This is a genomic window from Neisseria sp. 83E34 (assembly GCF_001308015.1).
GTDB lineage: Bacteria > Pseudomonadota > Gammaproteobacteria > Burkholderiales > Neisseriaceae > Neisseria.
The window spans coordinates 115,671-132,115 of sequence record NZ_LGYH01000005.1 but is presented as its reverse complement, the minus strand read 5'-3'; the positions used below and the strand labels follow the sequence as shown (position 1 = coordinate 132,115).

Here is a 16,445-nt window from a genome sequence, read left to right as displayed (position 1 = left end):
CATAAGGATCGGGCGGCGAAATTGCCATTTACCGCTTGGCATTTTGCTGCAAACCCAATATAATTCGCTTTCTTTACGGCGGGTCTCCCTGCATGGTAATTTGGAGCAACGGGTCAGGAGCGGAAGCTAGCAGCCCACTCTGAGGAATCAGTGCCAGGGGCTAGGCTCGCCACCCTCATTTCGGCGCCGGTAAGTTGAAGCTTACCGGCGTTTTGTTATGTTGTTCATTGTATCTTCAATCATTAATTGAAACCGCATGAAAATTTATCTTGTTTTCAAACGGCGTTTAAGTGAGTTTAAAAATACTTCTATCGGAAAATATGGAATATAAAAATGTTTACAGATGATCAAATTATTTATCAGCAAATTGGCAAATTACTTTGGTCTATTACGCCGTTTGATGCTTTAGAAGTTATTTATATCGGAATGTTTTATGATGACATGAAACAAGCAGGTGCTCATTGGATCAATAAAGATAATGGTGAAGAAAGTTTTTATAGTGGATTTGATAATCCCATAGAACAGATAGAGGATAATATCAATACATTATTAGAACAATTACAGAAGTGTACAATTTTTAAAAACGAACCATGGACGCATTGCCATATCAGTTTATCAGATTCCGGAAAGTTAAATATGCGCTTTGCCTATATCCCTGAAGATGACAGTTGGCCAAATCTGTTTATGAAAGGAATAAGCGATTTAACCGAGGATGAGGCCGAAAATGTTTATTCTGTGCCTAGGGAAATATGGGAAGAACGGGTTAGATTAAAAAATCAAACTTTCTGAAGCATAGGTTGGGTTATAGTGAATCAACTTAAAAATAGTACACTCGTCATACTCGGGCTTAACCCGAGTATCTCACAACATTATTGGAACTCAAGATACTCGGGTTAAGCCCGAGTATGACGGTATCTTTAATTATGTAAGTGGATTAACTATAGGCTTCACACCGTAATCCACTTATAAGACCATCAACACAATGCCTGTCTGAAACGGCTTTTCAGACAGGCATTGTTGTATTAAGCGGGAGAGCAACGCTTTATGATGATTCTTTTTCCTGTTGCGCCTGTAGCTGTTGCTGGCGTTGTTCTTCGTAGATAGCCATCTGAGCCAATACGGAACCTTCGGGTGCTTCTGAAGTTTCGCCGTGTTCCCACGGGGCGTTGTCGGGGAGCTCTTCGATGTGGATGGTGCGCAGCGAGTAATCAGGCTGGTAATGCAGGTCGTATTTGGCGGCTTTGATGATGGAAGCCATCATGAGCGACATGATAATCAGCAGCGGCGCGCCGGCGAAAATCGAAGCGGTTTGCAGGGTGGATAAGCCGCCGAGAAACATCAGTGCGGCGGGCATAAAGCAGAGTGAGAATGCCCAGAAGAGGCGGTTCCAGCGGTGTGGTTCGTCATCTACTTCGTGTTGCACCACGGAAGCGAGGATGTAGGAAATCGAATCGAATGTGGTGGCGGTAAACAAAATTGCCAAAAACACAAATGTGGCAATCACGATTTTTGCCATCGGCAGAGTGTTCAATACGGCGAAGATGGCGGCGTTGGCACTTTGGTTGTTGAGTATCGACACTACATCCAGCGAGCCGCTCAATTGCAGATACATGGCATAGTTGCCCAACACGATGAAAAACACGGCGCAGCCGAGCGAGCCGAAGAAGATGGAGCCTGCCGTCATCTGGCGGATGGTGCGACCGCGTGAGATTTTAGCGATAAAGAGGCCGATGGTAGGGGCATAAACCAGCCACCACGCCCAATAGAACACGGTCCAGTCTTTCGGAAAATTGGTTTGTTTGAAACCGTGGTTGCCGAATTCGCCGAAAGCTTCGGTCCAGGTCATCATGGGCACGATATTGGTAATCGAGCGGCCGACGGACTCGATGCCTGTATTGAGAATGAATACGGTGGGGCCGCAGATCAAGACGAAAATAACAAAACCAATGGCAAGATAGAAATTGATGTTGGAGAGTTTCTGAATGCCTTGCTTCATGCCTTGATATGCGCTGTAGGCAAAAATCATGGTGGTAACCAGCAGGACACCCAGCTGCATATGGATGGAGTTGGGTGTGCCAAGCAGCGTGTGCAACCCTTCGGTAATCATGGGAGAGGCCAGGCCGAGGGTGGTGGCTCCGCCGCCTATCATACCGAATACGAAAAACACATCAACCAGCTTGCCCAAATTGCTGCGGGCGAGGCGTTCGCCTAAGAGCGGCATCATGCTGTGGCTCACTTTTAAAACAGGCGAATTGCGCACATGGCTGAAATAGGCGATGCCGATGGCGGGCACCATGTAAATCGCCCAAGCTACCGGACCCCAGTGGAAAATGCCGTAAGAAGATGCCCAGCGGACAGCATCCGGCGATTTGGGTTCGACGTTGAAAGGCGGGCCTTGATAATAATAAGCCCACTCAAGAATGCCCCAGTAAAGAATACTGGCGCCGATACCGCCGCAAAACATCATGGCGGCCCAGGAGCTGGTCTTGTATTCGATGTCTTCTTCCGGCCGGCCCAGTTTGATGTTGCCGATGTCGGAGCAGATGATGTAAATCACAAAAATAACGGAAACAATGCCGAAGGCCAGATAGGCGAAGCCGAGTTTGTTGGTAACGAAATTTTTGGTTTGCGCCACCCATTCGGCACCCTGCTCGGGAAAGGCAATTAAAGGCAGTGTTACGCCGAGAAGAATGAACAATACTCCGAAAAAGGTAAATTTATCGATTCGGGTATCCGGTTGGTCTGACTTAATCGGTGAGGGGGCTTGCGATGCGTCCCTGAATGATGTTTCTTTGTGTGGTTTGGGGGAGGGGGATTTGGCGGTCAATGTCTGCTCCTTTCATTTGTAGTGTATAACCGTGCAGGTGTCGGCATGGTTGTTTTTAGTGAGTGACCTTTGGTCGCAATGACAGCAAATACGGATAAAGCGTTAAGCGCTTTATTTATATTTGGTGCGCATATTATAGCATATTTACAAATATATGATTTTATTGAACATGTTTTAATTTTTGGGTGTTTTTGAAAATATTTTGTAACTGGGAAATTTAATATTTTATGTTTTGTATAGCTGTGAAATTTAATTTTGCCGTATGGCGGCATTTAAGACCACAGCATGGTTTGTTGGTTGTCTGGTACCAAATGGCTCACGCCCAGCCCGATTAGGCGGTAGGTGGCGTGGAGGGTGTGCGGTAGGCGAGTGGAAATCTGATGCGCTGCCTGCAAGAGCGACGCGGCATCGGACAGAGGGGAGGAAAATGTTTGCGAGCGGGTGATGATGCGGAAGTCAGCAGTTTTCAGCTTGAGCGTTACACTGCGGAAGGCCGCTTTTTTACGCGCGGCCTGTTGCCATAAATCATCGGAAAGGTGTGGTAAGTGCAGCAGGATTTGATTGAGCGGCAAATCTTCGGGCAGTGTGATTTCAGTGGAAATCTGCACGCGTTCGCGGCTGGGCTTGACGGGGCGGTTGTCTATGCCGCGCGCCAGATCATAGAGGCGGTAGCCCCATTTGCCAAACAGATTGGCCAATTCGCCGCGTTCGAAACGCAGCAGGTCGCCCACTGTATTGATGCCTAAAGACTGCATTTTGAGGCGGGTTACTTTGCCCACACCGGGGATTTTTTCCGGCGGCAGGGTGTGTAAAAATTCTGCCACTTGCTTAGGCGGCAAGACAAACTGCCCGTTCGGCTTACGCCAATCGGAAGCAATTTTGGCTAAAAATTTATTCGGCGCCACGCCGGCAGAAGCCGTAAGCCCGGTTTGCCGGAAAATTTCGGTGCGTATGGTTTTGGCAACTTGGCTGGCGTAAGGGATATTCTGAAAATTTTGGGTTACGTCGAGATAGGCTTCGTCAAGCGACAAAGGTTCGATTAAATCGGTGTGTTGCCGGAAAATAGCATGGATTTGTTGCGAAATGTCGCGATAAAGCGGGAAATTCGGCGGAATGTACACGGCTTGCGGGCAGAGCCGTTTGGCGGCGGCAACCGACATGGCGGAGTGCAAACCGAAGCGGCGGGCTTCATAAGACGCAGCGCAAATCACCGAGCGCGCCCCTTCCCAAGCCACGACTACGGGCAGCCCTTTCAGATGCGGCTGTTCACGCAGTTCTACTGAAGCATAGAACGCGTCCATATCGATATGGATGATTTTGCGTGGGTTCATAATCGCTATCAATGCCTGTCTGAAACATGCTTAACGGAGCTTGAAAGGCTTTTGGCGGTTTTCAGACAGGCATTGCCGGTTACGGCTGGCAGTTGAAACGTTTCTATTGGCAATGTTTTATGCGCGCCCAAGTTCGGGCGGCAATAAACCGTTCAGATTTGATGGTTGGCCTATGGGCTTATTTTTCAGACAGGGGTTGCGGGTGACAGCAATTCTGCCAGCCGGGCCACAATCGCTGCTGCTGCCTGATTTTTATCGGTTTCGGGAAATGCGGTTTCGCCCGCTTCGTCAATAATGGTAATCCGGTTGACCGTTTTGCCCATTGCTACGGCCACATCGTTGGCCACCAGCATGGGGATGTTTTTACGCAAACGTTTGGCGCGGGCGTGTTCGATAATGTTTTCGCTCTCGGCGGCAAAGCCCACGCAGAAAGGCGGCTTGTCGAGCTTGGCAACGGATGCGAGGATGTCGGGGTTCTCGGCCAGTTCGATTACGGGCGGTTTGCCGCTTTCTTTTTTTAATTTTTGCGTGCTGCTGTTTTTGACTTTGTAATCGGCCACGGCGGCCACCGAGATAAACACGTCTTGCTGCGGCACTTGTTTCATTACCGCCTGATACATGCCTTCGGCGCTGATGGCTTGTTCGGTATGCGCCAAACTTGCGGGAATGCCTGTCTGAATCTGCCCGTATATCAGCGAAACTTCGGCGCCGGCAGCACGGCAGGCGCGGGCGAGCGCCATGCCCATCTGGCCGCTGGAAATATTGGTGATGCCCCGTACGGGATCGATAGCTTCAAAAGTGGCACCGGCCGTAATCAGCACTTTTTTGCCTTGCAAGGATTTCTCAGCCCATAAATCGGGCAGCAACTCGGCTAGCTCGGCTGCTTCGGGCATACGCCCCACGCCGAATTCGCCGCAGGCTTGCTCGCCGGATGCGGGCTGGAACACGGTGATGCCGTCGGCCTGAAGCCGGGAAATGTTGCGCAGGTTGGCGGGGTTGAACCACATTTCCACATTCATAGCGGGCGCAACCGCCAGCGGGCATTTACGCGCGGCGGCGAGGTTGGTCAGCAAGTTGTCGGCAATGCCGTTGGCAATTTTGGCGATGGTGTTGGCGCTGGCGGGTGCAATCAGAAAAATATCCGCTTCGCGGGTAAGGTTGATATGCGCCATGCCGTTGCCGCCGAATTTCCCGCTGTGTGTTTCCGATAAAACGGGGCTGCCGCTGAGCGCCTGAAAGGTTAGCGGTGATACGAATTCCGCCGCTGCGCGGCTCATGGCAACGGTTACGCGGTGGCCTTGTTTTTTCAACAAGCGCACGAGTTCGCAGGATTTATAGGCGGCGATACCGCCGCTGATGCCGAGAAGAATGTGTTTGCTCATGGGGTGTATCGGGAAAATGAAAAAGGCCTGTCTGAAAATGTTTTTCAGACAGGCCTCAAATATAGCATGAATCGCTGTGATGCTCTCTGCTCTTTACTGCGGCATCATACTCGGCCGATAAATTGCATGCCGATTCCGTGGGGCGTATGATGGATGCAACCTGCGCGATAGAGAATCAATTTAAAAACAGCACACCCGTGTGATTAAGTGGTTCAACTATTAAAGCGCATCCGCTTTCATGATGATGCCTGTCTGAAAGAGGTTTCAGACAGGCATAACCATTTGGAGGGTATATGGAAACGATAAAACCATTATTAATGCATCCCGATGTTTCGTTTTCCCCGTTGGCAGAGGGAATTGAAGTGAACAACCCGGCCACAGGCGAAACGCTGGCTTACGTGCGCAAAACCGATAAAGCCGCGCTCAATGCGTTGATTAAACGCGCAGCCGCAGCGCAAAAAGCTTGGGCGGCCAAAACCGCATTGGAACGGGCCGATATTTTGTGGCAATGGTATGGTTTGATTAAAAGCAATAAAGAAAACCTCGCCCGGCTAATGACGATGGAACAGGGCAAAAGCCTCACGGAAGCGCGCGGCGAAATCGATTATGCGGCGAGCTTTATCCGCTGGTTTGCCGAAGAAGCGCGGCGTATCGACGGCGAAGTGCTGACCAGTGTGAAACCCACGCAGAAAATGTTGGTGCTCCGCCAGCCGATCGGCGTGGCCGCCGCCATTACGCCGTGGAATTTCCCGGCCGCAATGATTACCCGCAAAGCGGCTCCGGCTTTGGCAGTAGGCTGTGCGATGTTGGTTAAGCCGGCCAGCCTCACACCGTTGAGCGCTTATGCGCTGGCAGTATTGGCATACGAAGCGGGCATCCCGCAGGCTCTGCTGGTTGTGGTGAGCGGTAACGCAGGCGAAATCAGTCAAACATTTGCCGAAAGTGAAACCGTGCGCAAAATCAGCTTTACCGGTTCGACTGAAATCGGGATCAAAATCTTTGAAGCGAGCGCACCACAGATTAAAAAACTCAGCTTGGAGCTGGGCGGCAATGCGCCGTTTATTGTGTTTGAAGACGCCGATTTGGATAAAGCTGTGGAAGGCGTATTGGCCAGCAAGTTCCGCAACAGCGGCCAAACTTGTGTTTGCACGAACCGGGTGTATACACACGCCTCGGTTTATGATGCGTTTTGCAGCAAACTGGCGGCGCGCATGACCGCGTTCAAATTGGGCAACGGCTTGGAAGAGGGCGTAAACCAGGGGCCGTTGATTGATGAAAAAGCGGTTGCCAAAGTGGAAGAACATATCGAAGATGCGTTGGCAAAAGGCGCAAAATGTTTGGCCGGCGGCAAGCGTAGCAGTTTGGGCGGCACTTTTTTCGAGCCGACTTTGTTATGCGATGTGAATGCCAGTATGAAAGTGGCTGCCGAGGAAACTTTCGGCCCTTTATGCCCCGTATTCCGGTTTGAAACCGAAGAAGAAGTGATAGCCGCAGCCAATAATACGGAATTCGGCCTGGCCGCTTATTTTTATACGGAAAATACAGCCCGCCAATGGCGGGTAGGCGAAGCGCTGGAATACGGCATGGTCGGCGTGAATACCGGTTTAATCAGCAACGAAGTCGCGCCTTTTGGCGGCGTGAAATTAAGCGGCTTGGGGCGGGAGGGCAGCAAATACGGTGTGGATGAATATCTGGAATTGAAGTATTTGTGTGTGGATTTGACTGAGCCGGCCGGTTGACGGTGTTAAGCTTCAATCAAAACAGCCTTAAGCTTTGTATGGCGATAAGTATGAACATGCCTGTCTGAAATCTTTCAGACAGGCATGTTGTTTGGGGTGTAAAGCTTATTCCAATGCGTCGTTTAACCTTTGCTCAATCGCATCGGCATCAAACGATTTGGCAATCAGTTCGAAGCGGCTGTCGCGGCGCCATGAAACTTGGTTGGCTCCCCATTGCCCGTCAACCCAGTTGAGCCAAACCCAAGTGCCGAGTACGCGGAACACGCCTTTGGCACGCACGAGGCCTTCGGTCATTTTGGGCAGGTCGTTGAAAAAATTGGTGAGTTTTTCGCCGTCGAAATCGCGGTCGGCGGGGAAAGTGAAGCCTTGTGATTGGAAACCCATGGTGTTGTCCGGCAGGGCTTTGATGCGGTAGCGCGATTTTTCGACCACGGGAATGTCGAGCCAGGCGATGTCCATTTGCGCGTTGTCCACTTCAACCACTTTGGCTTTGGGCGGAAACAGTTTGGCCGCCTGCTCGCGGAATGCCGCCATTTGTTCGGGTGTGCACAAATCGGTTTTGCTGGCGACCAGCACGTCACATACGCCGATTTGGTCTTTGTAAAGCGCCTGTTGGGCGTAATCGGGGTCGGTAAACTGACGCGGGTCAACCACGGTAAACACGGCGCCGATTTCGAGCATTTGGTCGAAAGGCGGGGCTTTGAGCTCGTCGATTACAGTGGCGGCGTGCGCGAGGCCGCTGGCTTCGATCAGGATGCGGTCGGGTTTGTTGCCGGTAACCATGCGGTTGATGGTGTTGCCCATCTGCGGGCCGGCCACGCAGCAGAGGCAGCCGCCGGCGATTTCCGCTACGGGGATGCCGTTGTCGCTTAACACGGCGCCATCGATGCCGATTTCGCCGAATTCGTTCACCAGAATCACCCATTTTTCATCAGGATTTTTTTGTGCCATCAGGCTTTTGAGGGCAGTGGTTTTGCCAGTGCCGAGAAAGCCCGAAATAAGGTGGACTTTGGCTTTTTTTATTTTTGACATTGTTTGCATATTCCTGTGAGTACCACATGTTCTTCTTTTACGGCAAAGCCGCTGGCGGCCACGGCTTTTTGCAGTGCGGCCCATTCTTTGCTGAGCGATTGCTCGTCAACCGCGCCGCATTCGGTGCACACCAAAATGAAGGCGCTATGGTGCGGATTGATTGAATCTTCATGGCAATGGCTGCTGCATTCGTGTTGCGCGTGGCTGCATAAAACATAGCCGTTTACGGCAGCTACTTTGTGCAACACGCCTTGCTCCACCCAGAAATCGAGCGCGCGGTAGGCGGTGGGCGGGGCCACGGGTGTGTCGCTTTGCTGCTGCATCAGCGATAAAACGGTGTAGGCTTTGATCACGCCGCTTTGCTGTAAAACCAAGTCGAGCACTTGCTCGCGCAACGCGGTAACTTGGGCGCCGGTTTCGCGGCAGCGGTTGAGGATTTTTTGTTTTTGGTTCATCCGTTTGCTTTCTGCAGGCCTGAATAATCATGAACGAGGGTGTTTCATTATAACCGAATGCCTGTCTGAAAGGTATTTTCAGGCAGGCATTCGGTAAAGGCAATCCGTCAGCCGCGGGTTACCGGCAGCGGGCCGAATGCTTGCGCCACGGGCATGATTTCGATGGAATTCACGTTCATATGCTTCGGGTTGTTGTAGAGCCAGAAGGCGGTGTTCGCGATGTCTTGCGGGCTGATGAATTGTACGTTTTCGTAGAGCTTCTGCGCGCGCTCGTTGTCACCTTTGAAGCGGACGTTGGAAAACTCGGTGTCGCCGCACAAGCCCGGCTCGACATTGCTCACGCGCACGCCGGTGCCTTGCAGATCGGCGCGCAGGTTGAGGGAAAACTGGCGCACAAACGCTTTGGTGGCGCCGTAGACATTGCCGCCGGGATAGGGGTAGGTGCCGGCGATGGAGCCGATATTGATGATGTAGCCGTCTTTGCGCGCCACCATTTGCGGCAGCACTTGGCGGGTAAGGTAGGCCAGGCCGATCACATTGGTTTGAATCATGGTCTGCCAGTCGTTGAAATCGGCTTCGGGGGAGAAGTCCAAACCCAGTGCCAAACCGGCATTGTTGATGAGGCAGTCGATTTCGGCAAAATCTTCAGGCAGGCTTTGCAGGGCGGCATCAATGGAGGCGGTGTCGGCCATGTCCATTTGCAGCGGGTAAAAACCGGCGCCCAATGTTTTTTGCAAATCTTGCAGTTTGTCCAAACGCCGCGCCGCACCGATGACTTTGAAGCCTGCTTTAACAAAGGTTTCGCACATCGCTTTGCCGAAACCGGCCGATGCGCCTGTGATTAAAACAGCCATGATTTTCTCCTTTTTCTTAACGTGTTTTCGGGTATTATACGCAAGCTGAAAGATTACTCTAAGTATTGAAGGAACACAAAATGAATATCAAATTATTACCGGCGTTGGCCGCAGGTGTTTTATTGCTGGCCGGTTGCGGCGGCAGCGGGGAGGGCGCAGGTGCGAGAGGGCCGGTTTCGGAATCGCGCACCGCGGCGTTTAAAAGCATGATGCCTGAATATCTGAGCATGGGTAAAGTGGTAAAAGGTGAGGAAGATTTTGATGCGGCAAAATTCCGGGCGAACGCCGCCGCGTTTGCACAAAACGCGCGCAAGCCTTTCGAGCACTTTCAAAACGATCCGGAAGGCAACGGTTACACGTTGCCGACGGTGTGGCAGAAACCCGCCGAATTCAAAGCGGAAGAGGAAAAATTCATTGCCGCGGTGGATGAGTTGAATGCGAAAGCGCAAAGCGGCGATTTTGAAGCGATCAAAGCAGCCTATGCGAAAACAGGGGAAAGCTGCAAATCCTGTCACAGTGTGTTTAGAAGCAATTAAACATAATGCCTGTCTGAAAAAATTTCAGACAGGCATTATGTTTAAGCTGCTAGAATCAAAATACCTTTTCTAAAAGGAGAAAACGCATGAACAGAATCCGTGATTATTCACTTTTGCTGCTGGGTTTGGCCGCATGGCCGGCGTGGGCGGATGGTATGGGTGCGGTCGAAGAGGATACTTGGATAGACCGCCAGCGCGGTTCGGTGCAGAGCGGCATACGCGGTTTGGCGCACAATATGGACGGCTGGTTCGGTACGCCCGATCCAAACCGCCCCGCCAGTGCAAACTTGCGGGTAATGTTGGATACGGAATGGAACAAATACGATGATTTTTCCGTGAAGCCGCGTGTGCGCGGGCGTGTGCGGCTGCCGGTGTTGGAGCAGCGCCTGAATGTGATATTCGGTGACGACTCGCTGGATGACGAGCCGCAGCAAAATGCGCATGTTTACAGCGAACAGCCGCGCCATTCGAGCAAAACGTTCGACCGCCGCCAAAGCAGGGACGATAACGCTTCATTGGCTTTGCGTTGGTCGGATTTAACCAAGCGTTTGGGTATAGAAACCGATTTTGACCTGGGTGTGCGCTCCGGCGACGATATATACGCGCGTGCCAAGTTGGGCAAGGAATGGGTGCTGAATCCGAAGCTGGATACCCGTGTCGAACAAATTTACCGCTACGGGCTGGACAGCAAACATCATGCGCGTACCAACTGGGAAATACGCCACGGAGAGGAAAACAAGCCTTTTATCGCCAATCAACTGCACGTGCAGTATGAGCATGATAACGAAGAGCTGTGGACTTGGGGCAACAGCCTTTACCGCCAACATGATTTGGAAGGTATGAGGCGGTTGAACTACGGCGTTTATACGGGAGGGGATATCAAAAACCGCAAAGCCAAACTCAACAGTTACGGCCCGTTTGCCGGCTGGCGCCAGCCGGTGTGGAAAGACTGGCTGTTTGTGCAGACCGAGGTCAATTATCTGAACGATAAGAAGCGAAACCGCAGCCATCATGTGGGCGCGCTGTTGCGGTTTGAAGCTTTGTTTTAGCAGAGTGTATAGCGAATCAACTTAAAAATAGTACACTCGTCATACTCGGGTTTACCCCCGAGTATCTTGAGTTCCAGTAACTTTAGGAGATACTCGGGTCAAACCCGAGTATGACGGTGTTGTTATTATGTAAGTTGGTTGGCTATAACGATATGAATGCCTGTCTGAAAGTGTTTTCAGACAGGCATTGTTTATGGGGAGTGCTTGAAAACGATGTGCCGGTTGAAAAGTAATGCCTGTCTGAAAAACTGCTTTTCAGACAGGCATATTCAAGCGGGTAGGATTACCGTTTGGTACCGCTCAAGCAGGCCCAGCCGTTGTCGATTTGAGCCGGAACGATGTCGAACCATTGGCTGTAAATGCCGCTCATTTCTTCAACCTGCTCTTCCAGAATGCCGGATAACACAATGCGCCCGCCTGTTTTGGTGCGCGAGGCCAGCATGTCGCCGAGCATACGCAGCGGATTGGCGAGAATGTTGGCAATCACGATATCGAAGCTGCCTTCGGGCAATTCGTCGGGCAGGTAGAAATCGGCTGCCGTTTTATTTTGAACGGCGTTTCCTTTGCTGGCGAGAATGGCCTGTTCGTCAATGTCCACGCCGGTTGCGCTGCCTGCGCCGAGTTTGAGGGCGGCAATGGCCAGAATGCCGGAACCGCAGCCGTAATCCAAAACGGATTCTCCGCCTTTCAGGTTGTGATCCAGCCATTGCAGGCAAAGGCGGGTGGTAGGGTGGCTGCCGGTGCCGAATGCGAGGCCGGGGTCGAGCTGGAGGTTAACTGCGTTGGTATCGGGCGCGGCGTGCCATGACGGGGTGATCCACAGGCGGTCGGAAATTTTGATGGGATCGAACTGGGATTGTGTGAGGCGCACCCAGTCTTGCTCGGGTAGCAGCTCGGATTCGAATGCGGGCGGCTCGATGTTGATGGCTTGTGATGCGGCGGCGAGAATGTTTGAAACATCGTCTTGTTTGTTGAATAGGGCGATGATTTTGCTGCGCTGCCATATTTGGCCGGTAGGCATACCCGGCTCGCCGAAGATGGCTTCTTCTTCATCGGTGTCTGCGTAGGCGTCTTCGATGGCGGTGGAAAGCGCGCCATGCTCCATCAGGGCATCGGAAAGGGCTTCGGCGATGCGTTCGTGTACGAAAATGGTGATTTGTTGATATGCCATAAGATGTGTCCGGGGGTGTTTCTGTTGCCTGTATTTTAACCTATATGGCTGTGAAACTTAATATCCTCGAGCGTCGGCGGAGTATTGAGCTATTAACCATATTAAGCTTGTCAGTAGAGTTTTAAATGGATGGCGCGATGGGCAAGCTTTTCAGACGGGCATTGGTTATTTGCAGCGGTGCCAGATGCGTTTTCTCCAAGTAGGCTTGGGGGTGTGATCGAGAAATAATTCGACCAGTTTGCCGTTTTTCAGCGCTAAGCTGATATTGCGGCGGAACACGCGCTCTGTGTCGAGCAGGTCGCCGTTTTCATCGGTGTCGAATCCTGATTGGGTGTAGCGCGCCGTGCCTTTGATGACGGTGGGGGTGCGGCGGGTGTAGCGCAAGCGGTCAACATCTTCGCCTGCTTCCCAATAGCCGTATGTCATGGTGTTTTTGCGGATGGTTAATGCAACGGCGGTTTCGATGTCGGGCATCTTGCAATAGTCGCGGGCTTCTTTGGCGGTGGGTTTGCCTTCCCAGTTGGTAACCCATTTGCCGCGGAATGTGCTGGGAATATCTTGGGCATGGCTGACGGCGCCGGCCAGTGATAAGAATGTGCAGAAAAGTAAAGTAAGTGAGCGGTTCATAGTGTGTTTTCGTGGTTTCAGACAGGCATCTCCTGTGATGGTTTTGGGTGAGGATGCTTGTCTGAAAAATGTAAAGCCCGCCTAAGCGGGCTTAGGCGGGTTGGGTCTTTAGGATTTTTTGCCTTTGTGTTCGGCCATCCATTGTTCGAGATAATGGATGCTGACGCCGCCTTTTTGGAAACCTGCGTCCATAAACAGGTCGCGGTGCAGGGCGGTGTTGGTTTTGATGCCGGTAATGGCTAATTCGTCTAATGCAACCAACATTTTCGCGATGGCTTGTTCGCGGGTTTTGCCCAACACGCAGACTTTGCCGATCAGGCTGTCGTAGTTGGGCGGGATGCGGTAGCCTTGATAAATATGGCTGTCGATACGCACGCCCAAACCGCCGGGCAGGTGGCAGCTTTCAATCAGGCCGGGGCTGGGAATGAATGTGTATGGGTCTTCCGCATTGATACGGCATTCAAACGCATGGCCTTTGATTTGAACGTCTTTCTGCGTGTATTGCAAAGGCAGGCCGGCGGCAATGCGCAATTGTTCCTGCACGATGTCGATGCCGGTTACCAGCTCGGTTACAGGGTGCTCAACCTGCACGCGGGTGTTCATCTCGATAAAGAAAAACTCGCCGTCTTCATACAGAAATTCAAACGTGCCTGCGCCGCGGTAGCCGATGCGTTTACAAGCGGCCACACAGGCTTCGCCGATTTTTTCGCGCTCGGCTTGAGTGATGCCGGGGGCGGGTGCTTCTTCGATGACTTTCTGATGGCGGCGCTGCATGGAGCAATCGCGTTCGCCCAGATAAATCGCATTGCCGTGTTCGTCGGCCAAAACCTGGATCTCAACGTGGCGCGGTTTTTGCAGATAGCGCTCCATGTAAACCATGGGGTTGCCGAACGCGGCGCCGGCTTCGGTGCGGGTCATTTCCACTGATTTGAGCAGGTCTTCTTTTTTCTCAACCACGCGCATACCGCGTCCGCCGCCGCCGCCGGAGGCTTTGATGATTACGGGGAAGCCCACTTTATCGGCGATTTTCAGAATTTCTTTATCATCTTCGGGCAACGCACCGTCAGAGCCGGGAACGCAAGGCACGCCGGCTTCAATCATGGCGTGTTTGGCAGACACTTTGTCGCCCATCAGACGGATGGTTTCGGGGCGCGGGCCGATAAATGTGAAGCCGGAGCGTTCTACTTGCTCGGCAAAACGGTCGTTTTCAGCCAGAAAACCGTAGCCCGGGTGAATGCCGTCGGCTCCGGTTACTTCCGCCGCAGAAATCAGAGCGGGGATGTTGAGATAGCTTTGAGGCGAGGGCGCCGGGCCGATGCAGACTGATTCGTCGGCTAGTTTGACATGCAGGCTGTCTTTATCGGCTTCGGAATGCACGGCTACGGTGGCGATACCCAGCTCGCGGCAGGCGCGCAATACACGCAGTGCGATTTCGCCACGGTTGGCAATCAATACTTTTTTCAGCATGAATAATTCCTTCGGAAGATAGGTATTTGCACGGGCAAATAGATATGCTGTGAGAATGTTTCAGACAGGCATCATGCCTGTCTGAAAAGAATTTTATTCGATGACAAACAATGGTTCGCCATATTCTACAGGCTGGCCGTTTTCGACCAGAATGGCTTTGATTACGCCGGATTTTTCGGCTTCGATTTCGTTCATCAGCTTCATGGCTTCGATGATGCAGAGTGTGTCGCCTTCTTTCACACTTTGGCCCACTTCCACAAAAGGCGGGGAAGAAGGGCTTGGCGCGCGGTAGAAAGTGCCGACCATAGGTGATTTTTGTGCGTTTGCCGAATCGGCGGCCGGAGCGGGTGCGGCTGCTGCCGGAGCGGCAACGGGTGCGGGTGCGGCAGGCGCTGCGGCGGCAACATGGTGAACAGGTGCTGCGTAAACAGGCTGTGCAGCAGTGGAGCGGGTAATGCGAACTTTTTCTTCGCCTTCGGTTACTTCAATTTCGGCGATACCTGACTCTTCAACTAAATCAATTAGTTTTTTCAGTTTGCGTAAGTCCATTTTTTATCCTTAGATCGTAATATAGATAGGGTTTGCTGTTGCTTGGATAAAGCAGCAGAGAGAAATTTTGAACGGTAGGTTTTACGGCATAACCGGTTGTTTGTTTAATAATCTATTTTCTATATTTTGCTGTTAAATGTCCAGCAAAATATAGAAAAATACGCATATTTTCTGTGAAAAAGCTTTTTAATTGCGATTTTATTCATTTTTGAAAATGTACGAATAACACCACTCAGACTTTCTTTAAACGGTACAGGCGGGTGATTTCTCGGAGCCTGGCGAAAGCGAGCGGATCGTGTGGGTTGTGTGCTTTGTTGTGCAGGGGTTTGGTGCGGATTGTGTCGATAATCTGCAAACCGGCATTGCCGATGATTTGGGCCAATTCATCAGAGGGCCGCAGGCCCAAATGCTCGGCTAAGTCGGACATAATCAGCCATGCTTCGCCCGATTCGTTCAGATGTTTTGCAACGCCGTTTAAAAAACCTTTCAGCATGGCGCTATCGGGGTCGTAGAGCGCGGTTTCAACGGCGGAAGTGGGTTTTGCGGGCAGCCAGGGCGGATTGCACACGATTAAATCGGCTTTTTCGGATGGGAATAAATCGGCGTGTTGCAAAAGGATTTTTTCAGACAGGCCTAAGCGCTCGAAGTTGGCACGCGCGCAGGCGATGGCGCGCGGGTTGGTGTCGGTGGCGGTAATGGTCGGAATGCCGCGTTGGGCGAGTAGTGCGGCAATCACGCCGCTGCCTGTGCCGATGTCGAAGGCGGTGCGGCAGTTTGGCGGCAGAGGCGCTTGGGCGATTAAGTCGAGGTATTCGCCGCGCAGAGGGGAAAATACGCCAAACGGAACATGAATGCGGGCACCCAGCGCGACGATGTCCACCCCCTTTTTATGCCATTCGTGTGCGCCGATAAAGCCGAGTAATTGGTTGAGCGGTAGCAGGAAGGGCTGGGTATTTCCCTCGCCGTACACTTCTAAAAGCGCGGCGCGTATATCCGGTGCACGTGAAAGTTTGAGCGTGAAACCGGGCTGGATTTCGACCGCCAGCATATTGATGAGGCGTGCTTGTTGTGCCTGTTGCATGCGGTGTTTGTGGAAGATTTCTGCCGCCTGTTCGGGTTTGGTTTTATTTTTAGCGGCGGGTTTGCGCAGGCGTTTTTTGATGGCGGCCAGCACTTGTTTGGCATTGTGGAAATCGCCCTGCCAAAGCGTGGCGGTGTTGGCATAAGCGCGCTTTAACACAGCATCTGCGCTGCACTCTTGAACGCTGACAATGGCTTGAGGTGCTTTTTGCGTACTTTCTGTGCGCCATTCGAGAGAGGGAGGGGGCTGATGGTGAGAGGATGCAGAGTGCGACATAAATTTGGCGTAGAAAGAAGATGAAAAGAGTATATAACAATGAACGCCGCATGCAAAAAATGTTGCTGC

At 51.9% G+C, this 16,445-nt stretch carries 15 protein-coding genes and 1 other RNA gene; 5 read left to right on the top strand and 11 right to left on the bottom strand.

Annotation, left to right across the window (positions count from 1 at the left end):
* Positions 1-77 precede the first annotated feature (77 nt).
* Together ffs and AKG09_RS11895 are read left to right on the top strand one after the other, a co-directional pair.
* Positions 78-174: signal recognition particle sRNA small type (gene ffs, locus AKG09_RS11650), an RNA gene on the top strand.
* A 159-nt stretch (positions 175-333) separates the two neighbouring features.
* Complete coding sequence (locus AKG09_RS11895; RefSeq protein WP_054618651.1) at positions 334-789, top strand: immunity protein YezG family protein; 456 nt, start codon at positions 334-336, stop codon at positions 787-789.
* Positions 790-1,042: 253 nt separating this feature from the next.
* Here the strand turns inward: AKG09_RS11895 and AKG09_RS06540 are convergent, their stop codons facing one another.
* The 3 genes from AKG09_RS06540 to coaBC form a co-directional block, all read right to left on the bottom strand.
* Entirely contained in the window at positions 1,043-2,827 is a 1,785-nt protein-coding gene (locus tag AKG09_RS06540; protein ID WP_054618650.1) for a BCCT family transporter, read from the bottom strand.
* 272 nt (positions 2,828-3,099) lie between these two features.
* Positions 3,100-4,158: a DNA polymerase IV gene (dinB, locus tag AKG09_RS06535; RefSeq protein WP_054618649.1), complete on the bottom strand. Its 1,059-nt coding sequence runs from the start codon at positions 4,156-4,158 to the stop codon at positions 3,100-3,102.
* 185 nt (positions 4,159-4,343) lie between these two features.
* Positions 4,344-5,540: a bifunctional phosphopantothenoylcysteine decarboxylase/phosphopantothenate--cysteine ligase CoaBC gene (coaBC, locus tag AKG09_RS06530; RefSeq protein WP_054618648.1), complete on the bottom strand. Its 1,197-nt coding sequence runs from the start codon at positions 5,538-5,540 to the stop codon at positions 4,344-4,346.
* A gap of 293 nt (positions 5,541-5,833) precedes the next feature.
* Here coaBC and AKG09_RS06525 point away from each other — a divergent pair, with 293 nt between their 5' ends.
* Positions 5,834-7,279 carry an NAD-dependent succinate-semialdehyde dehydrogenase gene (locus AKG09_RS06525; RefSeq protein WP_054618647.1) on the top strand — a complete coding sequence of 482 codons (1,446 nt, stop codon included), beginning with the start codon at positions 5,834-5,836 and terminating at the stop codon, positions 7,277-7,279.
* 105 nt (positions 7,280-7,384) lie between these two features.
* Here the strand turns inward: AKG09_RS06525 and AKG09_RS06520 are convergent, their stop codons facing one another.
* From AKG09_RS06520 to AKG09_RS06510, 3 genes are all read right to left on the bottom strand, one after another.
* Positions 7,385-8,311, bottom strand: a complete 927-nt coding sequence (locus AKG09_RS06520; RefSeq protein WP_009117347.1) for a GTP-binding protein — start codon at positions 8,309-8,311, stop codon at positions 7,385-7,387.
* Positions 8,299-8,766 (bottom strand): Fur family transcriptional regulator, encoded by a 468-nt coding sequence (locus tag AKG09_RS06515; protein ID WP_009117346.1) that lies wholly within the window; start codon positions 8,764-8,766, stop codon positions 8,299-8,301. Before AKG09_RS06515 ends, AKG09_RS06520 begins: the two co-directional genes overlap by 13 nt.
* Before the next feature lie 107 nt (positions 8,767-8,873).
* A complete protein-coding gene (locus AKG09_RS06510; protein ID WP_054618646.1) occupies positions 8,874-9,620 on the bottom strand; it encodes an SDR family oxidoreductase in 747 nt (248 codons plus the stop codon).
* 80 nt (positions 9,621-9,700) lie between these two features.
* Here AKG09_RS06510 and AKG09_RS06505 point away from each other — a divergent pair, with 80 nt between their 5' ends.
* Together AKG09_RS06505 and AKG09_RS06500 are read left to right on the top strand one after the other, a co-directional pair.
* Entirely contained in the window at positions 9,701-10,156 is a 456-nt protein-coding gene (locus AKG09_RS06505) for a cytochrome c (RefSeq protein WP_054618645.1), read from the top strand.
* An 86-nt stretch (positions 10,157-10,242) separates the two neighbouring features.
* Positions 10,243-11,205, top strand: a complete 963-nt coding sequence (locus tag AKG09_RS06500; RefSeq protein ID WP_054618644.1) for a hypothetical protein — start codon at positions 10,243-10,245, stop codon at positions 11,203-11,205.
* 283 nt (positions 11,206-11,488) lie between these two features.
* On the opposite strand, the gene prmA is transcribed toward AKG09_RS06500, so the two are convergent.
* The 5 genes from prmA to AKG09_RS06475 all read right to left on the bottom strand — a co-directional run bounded on the left by prmA (position 11,489) and on the right by AKG09_RS06475 (position 16,376).
* Positions 11,489-12,376 carry a 50S ribosomal protein L11 methyltransferase gene (prmA, locus tag AKG09_RS06495; protein ID WP_054618643.1) on the bottom strand — a complete coding sequence of 296 codons (888 nt, stop codon included), beginning with the start codon at positions 12,374-12,376 and terminating at the stop codon, positions 11,489-11,491.
* 165 nt (positions 12,377-12,541) lie between these two features.
* Positions 12,542-13,003, bottom strand: coding sequence for a hypothetical protein (locus AKG09_RS06490; protein WP_054618642.1), 462 nt, complete (start codon positions 13,001-13,003; stop codon positions 12,542-12,544).
* A 108-nt stretch (positions 13,004-13,111) separates the two neighbouring features.
* Complete coding sequence (gene accC / locus AKG09_RS06485) at positions 13,112-14,470, bottom strand: acetyl-CoA carboxylase biotin carboxylase subunit (RefSeq protein WP_054618641.1); 1,359 nt, start codon at positions 14,468-14,470, stop codon at positions 13,112-13,114.
* 93 nt (positions 14,471-14,563) lie between these two features.
* Positions 14,564-15,019 carry an acetyl-CoA carboxylase biotin carboxyl carrier protein gene (accB, locus tag AKG09_RS06480; protein ID WP_054618640.1) on the bottom strand — a complete coding sequence of 152 codons (456 nt, stop codon included), beginning with the start codon at positions 15,017-15,019 and terminating at the stop codon, positions 14,564-14,566.
* A 232-nt stretch (positions 15,020-15,251) separates the two neighbouring features.
* Entirely contained in the window at positions 15,252-16,376 is a 1,125-nt protein-coding gene (locus tag AKG09_RS06475; protein ID WP_054618639.1) for a class I SAM-dependent methyltransferase, read from the bottom strand.
* Between the last annotated feature and the right edge of the window lie 69 nt (positions 16,377-16,445).

Excerpts from the sequence above, each read along its gene's own strand:
- AKG09_RS11895 (WP_054618651.1), top strand. The coding sequence starts at position 334 with ATGTTTACAGATGATCAAATTATTTATCAGCAAATTGGCAAATTACTT.
- dinB (WP_054618649.1), bottom strand. The coding sequence starts at position 4,158 with ATGAACCCACGCAAAATCATCCATATCGATATGGACGCGTTCTATGCT.
- coaBC (WP_054618648.1), bottom strand. The coding sequence starts at position 5,540 with ATGAGCAAACACATTCTTCTCGGCATCAGCGGCGGTATCGCCGCCTAT.
- AKG09_RS06525 (WP_054618647.1), top strand. The coding sequence starts at position 5,834 with ATGGAAACGATAAAACCATTATTAATGCATCCCGATGTTTCGTTTTCC.
- AKG09_RS06520 (WP_009117347.1), bottom strand. The coding sequence starts at position 8,311 with ATGTCAAAAATAAAAAAAGCCAAAGTCCACCTTATTTCGGGCTTTCTC.
- AKG09_RS06515 (WP_009117346.1), bottom strand. The coding sequence starts at position 8,766 with ATGAACCAAAAACAAAAAATCCTCAACCGCTGCCGCGAAACCGGCGCC.
- AKG09_RS06510 (WP_054618646.1), bottom strand. The coding sequence starts at position 9,620 with ATGGCTGTTTTAATCACAGGCGCATCGGCCGGTTTCGGCAAAGCGATG.
- AKG09_RS06505 (WP_054618645.1), top strand. The coding sequence starts at position 9,701 with ATGAATATCAAATTATTACCGGCGTTGGCCGCAGGTGTTTTATTGCTG.
- AKG09_RS06500 (WP_054618644.1), top strand. The coding sequence starts at position 10,243 with ATGAACAGAATCCGTGATTATTCACTTTTGCTGCTGGGTTTGGCCGCA.
- prmA (WP_054618643.1), bottom strand. The coding sequence starts at position 12,376 with ATGGCATATCAACAAATCACCATTTTCGTACACGAACGCATCGCCGAA.
- AKG09_RS06490 (WP_054618642.1), bottom strand. The coding sequence starts at position 13,003 with ATGAACCGCTCACTTACTTTACTTTTCTGCACATTCTTATCACTGGCC.
- accC (WP_054618641.1), bottom strand. The coding sequence starts at position 14,470 with ATGCTGAAAAAAGTATTGATTGCCAACCGTGGCGAAATCGCACTGCGT.
- accB (WP_054618640.1), bottom strand. The coding sequence starts at position 15,019 with ATGGACTTACGCAAACTGAAAAAACTAATTGATTTAGTTGAAGAGTCA.
- AKG09_RS06475 (WP_054618639.1), bottom strand. The coding sequence starts at position 16,376 with ATGTCGCACTCTGCATCCTCTCACCATCAGCCCCCTCCCTCTCTCGAA.